A 311-nucleotide genomic window follows, 5' to 3' on the forward strand; every position below is an offset into this window, starting at 1 on the left:
CAGGCGACTACCGTAACTATTTCGAGCAGTCCTTCCATCTTTATTCCCACACCTTCTATTCCCTCACCTTTTCTCCTTTTCTTCATCAACTTTCTTCTTTTTCTTTTCTTTCTCTTTCTTCTTTTCTTTCTTCCTTCTTTTCCCCCCTTTTTCTTCTCCTCTTCCCTTCCCTCTTCCTTTCCTCCTCCTCTCCCCCTCCTCTCTCTTCTTTTTTTTTTCTTTTTTTTCTTTCTCTTCTTTCCTCTTCTCTTTCTCCTCCCCTTCTTCGTTTTTTTTTTTTTTTTTTTTTGTTTTTTTTTTTTTTTTTTTTT

The 311-nt window shown here is 36.0% G+C and carries 1 protein-coding gene; it reads right to left on the reverse strand.

All coding sequences use genetic code 11. From position 1 onward, the window contains the following. Nucleotides 1-63 precede the first annotated feature (63 nt). Nucleotides 64-311 (reverse strand): hypothetical protein (locus NR126_RS29230; protein ID WP_256832524.1); only part of this gene is annotated, 248 nt, incomplete at its 5' end.

The sequence above is a fragment of the Pseudomonas sp. Pse1 genome, from assembly GCF_024519635.1.
Classification (GTDB): Bacteria; Pseudomonadota; Gammaproteobacteria; order Pseudomonadales; family Pseudomonadaceae; genus Aquipseudomonas.